Origin of the sequence: Rahnella sp. Larv3_ips (assembly GCF_003697865.1) — a bacterium.
Taxonomy (GTDB): domain Bacteria; phylum Pseudomonadota; class Gammaproteobacteria; order Enterobacterales; family Enterobacteriaceae; genus Rahnella; species Rahnella rivi.
In genome coordinates, this window is sequence record NZ_MJIB01000021.1 from 1,165,233 (window position 1) to 1,175,044 (window position 9,812).

The 9,812-nt window shown below is 51.5% G+C and carries 4 protein-coding genes; 2 read left to right on the top strand and 2 right to left on the bottom strand.

Features of this window, described 5'->3' with window-relative positions; genetic code table 11:
* Positions 1-179: 179 nt before the first annotated feature.
* On the top strand, positions 180-2,831 hold the full coding sequence (gene gyrA / locus ED901_RS24945; RefSeq protein WP_122097561.1) for a DNA topoisomerase (ATP-hydrolyzing) subunit A: 2,652 nt from the start codon (positions 180-182) through the stop codon (positions 2,829-2,831).
* Positions 2,832-2,974: 143 nt separating this feature from the next.
* On the top strand, positions 2,975-5,851 hold the full coding sequence (rcsC, locus tag ED901_RS24950; protein WP_122097562.1) for a two-component system sensor histidine kinase RcsC: 2,877 nt from the start codon (positions 2,975-2,977) through the stop codon (positions 5,849-5,851).
* A gap of 76 nt (positions 5,852-5,927) precedes the next feature.
* Here rcsC and rcsB read toward each other — a convergent pair whose 3' ends face one another.
* A complete protein-coding gene (gene rcsB, locus ED901_RS24955) occupies positions 5,928-6,578 on the bottom strand; it encodes a response regulator transcription factor RcsB (protein WP_056782307.1) in 651 nt (216 codons plus the stop codon).
* 4 nt (positions 6,579-6,582) lie between these two features.
* Positions 6,583-9,273 carry a phosphotransferase RcsD gene (gene rcsD / locus ED901_RS24960; RefSeq protein ID WP_122097563.1) on the bottom strand — a complete coding sequence of 897 codons (2,691 nt, stop codon included), beginning with the start codon at positions 9,271-9,273 and terminating at the stop codon, positions 6,583-6,585.
* Positions 9,274-9,812 lie beyond the last annotated feature (539 nt).

Consider the following 9,812-nt stretch of genomic DNA (forward strand, 5'->3'; position numbering starts at 1 on the left):
AATCTTTATACGAAATGCGGTGCTTTGCGCAAAGGTTTGAAAGACGTTGGATAATACTCGCCAAAAGGGGGCGGTTGTTTTCCACGTTTCGCTGGTTTGTGGTATAGTTTTACACCTTTGCGCTATATATGCCTACGTGGGCAGCGGCCATGAATAATCAGTAGAGGGATAGCAGCTCCATGAGCGACCTTGCCAGAGAAATCACACCGATTAACATCGAAGAAGAGCTGAAAAACTCTTATTTGGATTATGCGATGTCCGTTATTGTCGGACGTGCGCTACCAGATGTGCGTGATGGTTTAAAACCGGTACACCGCCGCGTACTTTTCGCAATGAACGTCCTCGGTAACGACTGGAATAAAGCGTATAAAAAATCGGCCCGTGTGGTCGGTGACGTTATCGGTAAATATCACCCACACGGTGATACCGCAGTTTATGACACCATCGTTCGTATGGCTCAGCCTTTCTCACTTCGCTACATGCTGGTGGACGGGCAGGGTAACTTCGGTTCAGTGGATGGCGACTCCGCAGCTGCCATGCGTTATACCGAAATTCGCATGTCGAAAATTGCTCACGAATTGCTGGCTGACTTAGAAAAAGACACCGTCGATTTCGTACCAAACTACGATGGCACCGAGCAGATCCCCGCGGTCATGCCAACCCGTATTCCTAACCTGCTGGTGAACGGCTCGTCAGGTATCGCAGTCGGTATGGCGACCAACATTCCGCCGCATAACCTCACCGAGGTGATCAACGGCTGTCTGGCATTTATCGAGGATGAAAACATCAGCATTGAAGGGCTGATGGAACACATCCCTGGGCCAGATTTCCCAACAGCGGCAATCATTAATGGCCGTCGCGGCATTGAAGAAGCTTACCGCACCGGCCGTGGCAAAATTTCCATCCGTGCCCGCGCAGAAGTGGAAGCGGACGCCAAAACCGGTCGCGAAACCATCATTGTTCACGAGATCCCGTATCAGGTGAACAAAGCCCGTCTGATCGAAAAGATCGCCGAGCTGGTGAAAGAAAAACGTGTTGAAGGCATCAGTGCGCTGCGCGATGAGTCTGATAAAGACGGCATGCGTATTGTCATTGAAATCAAACGTGACGCCGTGGGTGAAGTGGTTCTGAATAACCTTTACTCGCTGACTCAGTTGCAGACCTCTTTCGGTATCAACATGGTGGCATTACACCGTGGTCAGCCGAAAATTTTGGGTCTGAAAGAGATTCTGTCTGCGTTTGTTCGCCACCGCCGTGAAGTGGTGACGCGCCGTACCATCTTTGAACTGCGTAAAGCCCGCGACCGTGCTCATATCCTTGAAGCACTGGCTATCGCCCTGGCAAACATCGATCCGATCATTGAACTGATCCGTGCTGCACAATCTCCGGCTGAAGCGAAAGCGGGCCTGATTGCGCGTTCATGGGATCTGGGTAACGTGGCGGCGATGCTGGCCAGCGCCGGTGACGACGCAGCCCGTCCTGAGTGGCTGGAGCCTGAGTTTGGTATTCACGAGGGGAAATACTTCCTGACTGAACAACAGGCGCAAGCGATTCTGGATCTGCGTCTGCAGAAACTGACCGGTCTTGAGCACGAAAAACTGCTGGATGAATACAAAGAGCTGCTGGTACAAATTGCCGAGCTGATGTACATCCTGTCCAACCCTGACCGTCTGATGGAAGTCATTCGCGAAGAGCTGGAAGCGATCCGCGATCAGTATAATGATCCGCGTCGCACTGAAATTACGGCGAACTCATCTGACATCAACATCGAAGACCTGATCAACCAGGAAGACGTTGTGGTGACCTTGTCGCATCAGGGCTATGTGAAATATCAGCCACTGACCGATTACGAAGCGCAGCGTCGCGGCGGTAAAGGTAAATCAGCAGCCCGTATTAAAGAAGAAGACTTCATCGACCGTCTGCTGGTCGCCAATACCCATGACACCATTCTGATGTTCTCAAGCCGTGGTCGTCTGTACTGGATGAAAGTCTATCAGTTGCCGGAAGCCAGCCGCGGTGCCCGTGGTCGTCCTATCGTCAACCTGTTACCGCTCGAGCCGAACGAACGTATCACCGCCATTCTGCCTGTACGCGAGTACGAAGAAGGCCGTCATGTGTTCATGGCAACAGCCAGCGGTACCGTGAAGAAAACCGCACTGACCGATTTCAGCCGTCCGCGCAGCGCTGGCATCATCGCCATCAACCTCAACGAGGGTGATGAGCTGATTGGTGTTGACCTGACCGACGGTAAAAACGAGGTCATGCTGTTCTCTGCGGCCGGTAAAGTGGTGCGCTTCTCTGAAGAAGCGGTACGTTCGATGGGCCGTACGGCGACCGGTGTTCGCGGTATCCGTCTGGGCGAAGGCGACAGCGTTGTGTCGCTTATCATTCCTCGCGGCGAAGGGTGCATCCTGACCGTCACGCAGAATGGTTTCGGTAAACGTACTGAATCTGCTGAATACCCAACCAAATCCCGTGCAACACAGGGCGTTATCTCGATCAAAGTGAGCGAGCGTAACGGTCCGGTTGTCGGCGCGATCCAGGTTGATGAAGCCGATCAGATCATGATGATCACCGATGCCGGCACACTGGTTCGTACCCGCGTTTCTGAAGTGAGTACCGTTGGCCGTAATACCCAGGGTGTTACGCTGATCCGTACCGCTGAACAAGAGCACGTGGTAGGTCTGCAACGTGTTGCAGAACCGGTTGAAGACGAAGAGCTGGATGGCGTTGCCACCGAAGCAGGCGAACTGGAAGCGGCGCAAGCAGCCGATCTGCCAGACGAAGCAGAAAGTGAAGACGAACAGCCTGCTGACGACGAAGAAGAATAAGTTTTCGTAGTCAGTTGTCAGAAAGGCATAACATGGCAACGTGTTATGCCTTTTTTATTTATTTGGGATTTTTTAGAAAGTCCTCCAATAGTGTATTCTGATTCACATTCCGCTCACCGAGCCGTTACACCGATGGTTACTCCTTGAAATATCTTGCTTCGTTTCGTACAACGCTGAGGATCTCCCGCTACCTGTTCCGGGTGCTGGCGCTTATGTTGTGGACTTTGGGTGTGCTGCTGACCACCTTTTATGTGCTGAATATCTTCCACAACAAAGAGTCGGAGATCCGTGATGAGGACAACCTCAATTACGATCTGGCGCAGAGCTATATCAAAAATTCCAACGACGTGATGCGCAGCATTAAGTTCATGGCGGAAAAGCGACTGAGCGATTCAATGAACGGCCTCGACATCATTAACGGGATGATCAGTACCAAGAATACGCCGCCGTCCTACCTTTCGCTTTTCCCTGAGTCTGACTGCTCACAGCTCAATGGCAGCTACCGCAATTCGCTGGCGTCGCTCGGCAATATGATCCACTACTGGAAAGACAACTTTTCCGATGCCTACGATCTCAACCGCGTATTCTTTATCGGCGGTGAGAATCTGTGTCTGGTGGATTTCGGTATCAGCAGCGAGCCTTTTGAACGGGAAAGTCAGGATCAGCTGAAATCGCTGCATGAGAAAATCCTGCAATACCGTAACGGCAAGAATCAGGATAAAGAAAACAGTCTGTACTGGGTGTCGCAGTCCAGTAATAAAGAATCCGGTTATCTGTATGTTCTGACACCGATTTTTGTCGGTAATAAGCTGGAAGCGCTGATGGGCATCCAGCAGAATCTGCGTCTCGAAGATCTGGTCACGCCGAGCGCGCAACATACCGGCGTGACGCTGCTGGATGAGAACGATCAGCCTCTGCTGAGCCTGTCCGAAGGTGACCGCTATACCGCCGCGCTGGGCAATTACCCGCAGGAAAGCTCCTACTTCGGCTACATGAACGGCTACAAAGACCTGATCTACAAAAAGCCGCTGTCGCCGTCCTCATTGAGCGTGGTGTATTCCATGCCGTTCAATATTGTGATCGAACGGTTTAAGATCATGATATTCAACGCCGTGCTGCTGAATATCTTCTCTGGCCTGTTGCTGTTCATTCTGGCGTGGGTGTTCGAGCGCAAGATGTTTTTACCCGCCGAACAGAATGCGTTCCGGCTGGAAGAGCACGAGCAGTTCAATCATAAAATTGTCGCGTCGGCGCCGGTGGGGATTTCGATTCTGCGCATCAGCGACGGCGTGAACATTCTGAGTAACGAGCTGGCGCACAATTACATCAGCATGTTGACGCAGGAAGACCGACAGCGCATTACGCGCATCATCTGCGATCAGCAGGTGAACTTCGTCGATGTCATCACGAAAAACAACAACAATATCCAGCTGAGCTTTGTCCATTCCCGCTACCGTAACGAAGATGTGGCGATCTGCGTGCTGATTGACGTCAGTGCGCGCGTGAGAATGGAAGAGTCGTTGCAGGAAATGGCGAACGCCGCCGAGCAGGCCAGCCAGTCCAAATCCATGTTCCTGGCGACGGTCAGCCACGAATTGCGCACGCCGTTGTACGGTATCATCGGTAACCTGGATTTACTGCAAACGCAGGGGCTGCCGCAGGGTGTTGACCGCCTGGTAACTGCGATGAACAACTCCTCGGCGCTGTTGCTGAAAATCATCAGCGACATTCTCGACTTCTCCAAAATTGAGTCCGAGCAGCTGAAAATTGAGCCTCAGGAGTTCTCCTGCCGGGAAGTTATCACCCATATCGCCGGGAACTATCTGCCGCTGGTGGTGAAAAAGCGCCTCGGGCTGTACTGCTTTATCGAGCATAACGTGCCGCTGTCGTTTAACGGCGATCCGGTGCGTTTGCAGCAGGTCATCTCCAACATCCTGAATAACGCCATCAAATTCACCGATACCGGCTGCATTGTTCTCAACGTCAGAACCTGCGGTAATTATCTTGAATTCCAGGTGCGCGACACCGGCGTCGGCATTCCGGAACGGGAAATTACCCGCCTGTTCGATCCCTTCTTCCAGGTGGGGACCGGCGTGCAGCGTCATTTCCAGGGCACCGGTTTGGGGCTGGCGATTTGTGAAAAACTGATCAACCTGATGGATGGCGATATTGATGTCGAATCCGAGCCGGGTCTGGGCAGCTCCTTCACGGTGAGAATTCCGCTGTACAGCGCGGTATTCCCGTCCGAAGCGCCGCTGGATCACTGGCAGGATAAAACCGTCCTGCTGGATGTGCGCAACGCCTACCTTGAAAGCTACCTGATGCAACTGCTGCGCTATCACGGCGCGAACATTCAGCGTTACGAACCTGAGCAGCAGACCAGCGCGGAAGACGTGCTGATCACCGATACGCCGTTTATTCACATGGGCACCTTGCGCGCGCAGATTGAATTCTCGATAGACCATATCGGGCCGCCAGTGGAAACCCGGCCAGGGTATTGGGTACACGGCACCTCGACACCGCTGGAAATCGCCTTGCTGCTTAACCGGATTTATCAGATTGAGGCGGCCGGGGAAGAGGGCGGATTACAGGCACCGGCGGCTGACAATGCCGTGGCGCAGGACTACAGCGACATCCGGCTGCTGGTGGTGGATGACCATCCGATCAACCGCCGTCTGCTCGCCGATCAGCTGGGCACCATGGGCTATATCGTGGTGACTGCCAACGACGGGGTCGATGCGCTGGATGCGATGCGGGCACATGAGATTGATATCGTGCTCAGCGACGTGAACATGCCGCGTCTCGATGGTTACGGCCTGACGCAAAAACTGCGCGAGCTGGGGCATACGCTGCCGGTCATCGGCGTGACGGCCAATGCGCTGGCCGAGCAACGTCAGCGGTGTCTGGAAGCGGGAATGGATAACTGCCTGTCGAAGCCGGTGACGCTGGAAACGCTGCGCGATACGCTCAGTTATTACAGCGATCGGGTGCGTAAAGCGCGGCCTGTACAGGAAAGCTGAGTCGAAAAAAACCATAAGAAAAGGCACCGGAAAGGTGCCTTTTTTGCTGTCAGTGTTGTCGCTGAAAGCCTGAAAACTAGTCTTTGTCGATCGGCATGGAGCTGATTGAGGACAGGTAGTTCAGCAGCGCAATATCGTTTTCCACACCCAGTTTCATCATCGCTGATTTCTTCTGGCTGCTGATGGTTTTGATGCTGCGGTTCAGTTTCTTAGCAATTTCAGTGACCAGGAAGCCTTCTGCAAACAGACGCAGAACTTCGCTTTCTTTCGGAGACAGGCGTTTGTCGCCGTAACCGTTGGCACTGATTTTTTCCAGCAATTTTGCCACGCTGTCCGGCGTAAACTTCTTGCCTTTTTGCAGTGCGGCCAGCGCTTTAGGCAGATCCGTCGGCGCGCCTTGCTTAAGAACAATCCCTTCAATGTCCAGATCCAACACCGAGCTCAGGATTGCCGGGTTGTTGTTCATGGTCAGAACAATGATCGACAACTGAGGATAGTGACGCTTGATGTACTTAATCAGCGTGATGCCGTCGCCGAATTTATCGCCCGGCATGGAAAGGTCAGTGATCAGCACGTGCGCATCAAGTTTGCTTAAGCTGTTTACCAGTGCAGTCGAGTCTTCAAACTCGCCAACGACGTTCACCCATTCGATTTGTTCAAGTGACTTACGAATACCAAAAAGGACGATAGGATGATCATCAGCAATAATTACGTTCATAGTATTCATGTGATTAGCTACCTTGCTGCAGCAGTCTGGAGACAAAAGAATCAATAAGATTGATGGTTTCAGTAATCTGTAATGCATCGCCATCTGCGATGTACTTTTCTAACTCTTCACACAATTGCTTGCCTGGGGTCAGGTTCAGCATAGCGAACACTCCCTTAAGGCGGTGTGCAGTTTGGGAAAGTGATGTGAAATCACGACGTTGGTTTTCATTATACAGTTTCTCAAGATCTTCCGGTACTGTCTCGACAAAAAGCTGATAGTAATCGCTTGATTTTAGCTGATTTTCATAATGGTCGAGAGAGTCTTCACCGGTTTCTTCGGATGAAACACTGTCATCAGGCACAGCAAATTGCTGCTCAATTAACAGTAGGGTTGCGTCGATCAGCGCACTGCTGATGTTGTAATTGACGCGAATATAATGCTTTTCAAGCGACTGAAAACCGGACTCATCGTCGGTCAGCAGCAGCGTAAATTTGTCACTGTTTTGCGGGTTATCCGTCAGCAGCACGTCATATTCCCGCGTCAGCTGGCGCTCGTCAGCCACAATACACACGGCGCCATAGGCGTTCATGGTCCGCGTGACGATCCCGCGCACTTCGTCAGACGTGATGTCCAGCAGCGCCGTCACATCCGTCAACAGTTTCTCGTGTTCCGCTTCAATTTCCTGCGCTTCCGGGCGCTGTTTGACGCGCACGGTATAACGTGTGCCGATATTCAGCTTACTGCGAATCTCCAGCTGACCGCCGAGCTTCTTACACAGCTGATTACACAGGAAGAACGTCAGGCCGGAGCCGTGATTAAAGCGATCAACTAACGTCTGACTCAGGAAAGGATAATTCAGATTGCTCAATTCTTCCTTCGAAATTCCGCTGCCGGTGTCAGTTATGTGAAACACCAGCTGATCCGGGCGATCTTCGTCCTGCTCGCTGGTCAGCGTGACCTTGCCGAGGGACGTCGTGACGATGGCGTAATCGAGCAGCAGCGACAGGATTTTTTTCACGGCCTGCATATCACCGACAAAGGTGGTTTCAGGCGCGATATGGAAATGATTCAGCAACCCGAGCCCTTTCTGACTCAAGCGGGGCAGGGCCTCGAGCAGCAGTTCATCGACCATCGCGGATAACACATAAGACTGACTGGCTGGCTGCCAGTCCTGCGTTTCCAGCCGCGTCAGCAGGGTGATGTTGTCCACCAGCGTCAGCGCATTGCGCGATTCGACCTGCAATTTGCCCTCAAGCATCTGGCGCTCGCGCGGTTCTTCAACCGCCACTAACGACTCGACCAGCCCGTTCAGTTCCTGCAACGGCTGATTCAGTTCGATGCCTAAATTGTGCAGCATCAGTTTGCGCGCCTGCAGGTTCTTCTCGAACTCGCGCTTCGCCTGTTGCAGCGTGCGGTTCACCATCACTTCTTTGTCCTGATCGTGCAGCAGGAACAGATAGGTTTCCGGCGAAATCTGGCTGCGGATCATGCGGATCTCATACACCTCATTATTGACGGTCGCCTGAATCGAGCCGTTGTGTTGCTCGGCCATATTGGCAATTTTATTCAGGCTGAGGTGCGGCAGAAGCTGGTCGGCAATCTTATTACTGAGGATCACGCTGTGGTTGCTGAAATTGTACACCAGCAAGCCAAGCGGCAGCCCGGATATGATTTCCTGGTTCAGCGCCTGCTGCATGTGCAACTGCGCCGCCATATTTTCACTCGGGCGGATGTACTGATGACGGATGAAGTAAATGCTGGTCATCGCCAGTGCGATCAGGAACAGATTGATGAGGAGCAGCCAGAAGTTGTTTCTCGATAGATCCACCACCAGGCTAAACAGCGGCACGTGGTAAGTCAGCGACAGCGGCGAGTTGCTGAGCGGCACGTTAAATACCAGCGACCAGCCCTGCAGGGTGATGCTGCTGGTGGCGTTGTCGTCGCTCGGATCACCTTCATTGACGGCGGCCGTGCTGCCATTGAGCTGGAAGTTGTCCCGCGCCATGTTCAGCGGGATCAAATCACTCATCGGTATATCAAACGCGATGACCGTAGCCAGATGGCCGGGGTTATTGAAGGTGGTACGCAGGGAGAAGCTGTAGTCGCTGCTCTGCCGGGATTTACGCAGACCGGAATAGCTTTCGCGTTCGTCCAGCGTATTCGCCTGTTGCAGCATTTCAGCGCGTCGCGATTGCAGCGTGCTGGTGAAATAGTTTTCTTTAAGGCGGGAGTCCTGTTCCTCGAGCGCCACCGTCGTGATCAGCACCATGCTGTTATCCTGGCCGTTCAGATAATACAGCGAATAAGGCAGAGTTTTCGCGCCCCACTGTTCATCCAGGAAGGCGGATATTTTCAGGGTCAGATCCAGCGTGGAGCTGTCGTGAGTGCCGAAAATCAGGGCATCTGTTTTCTTGCGCGGTTTGGACACGTAGAACATGTCCTGACGCAGACGAATTTCCTGCGCAGACACGGCGTCCGGCGGCAGCGGCTGGCCGGTGAAATTGTCGTAAATCTGATAGGTCATGTAGCGATACTTATCGATACGTTTTTGCAACTGGTCGGCGGTGGTTTGCACCGTGCGCAGTTTGTCATTCAGATAAGCATTGGTGTAGTTATACCCGTAAAGACCCAGCCCCAGTGCCAGCAGCAAAATGAACAACCAAAAGAATCTCGTGATATTGGTTGAGGTCAGCGATAAATATTTACCTGACATGATGATGAGTCTTTTCCTTCATGAAAAAACACCTGAGATTAAACAGACCGCACAGTTTATCAGAAACGATAAGTTTCAGTGATTGCACGTAGTCTTAATTATTTTTGTACTCAATGCATTAAGCTCAAAAAAAACGATGTGTTCCCACAAAACTGGTAAGCCGTTTTGATGGTTTTTTTTATCTCTTTATGGTTGATTTTCTTGACAATGATCGCGCTTACCTTTTTGTAAATCTCCCATAAAATCATGTTAATTCAATAAATTAACAGAATAATCCCTCGCTAGGCCAGATTTTCACATCCGTCAAAAATTATATTTCATATCAATTTGATGAATAATTTTTATCTTTAAGATAACATTTTTTTAATGCACTTAACTCAAATCATGCATATAACTTATGGAGTTTCCGGGATAAAAATGACGGAATCACCAAACAGAAACACATAAAAAGCATCACTATTATCATTATTTGTACGTTTTGCAGTCTGTGTACCACTCATCACCAGTTGGAAGTTAATCCATTACTTCAATGGTCTTCA

Bases quoted from the DNA above. Each gene is read 5' to 3' on its own strand.
- rcsB (WP_056782307.1), bottom strand. From the start codon at position 6,578: ATGAATACTATGAACGTAATTATTGCTGATGATCATCCTATCGTCCTT.
- rcsD (WP_122097563.1), bottom strand. From the start codon at position 9,273: ATGTCAGGTAAATATTTATCGCTGACCTCAACCAATATCACGAGATTC.
- gyrA (WP_122097561.1), top strand. From the start codon at position 180: ATGAGCGACCTTGCCAGAGAAATCACACCGATTAACATCGAAGAAGAG.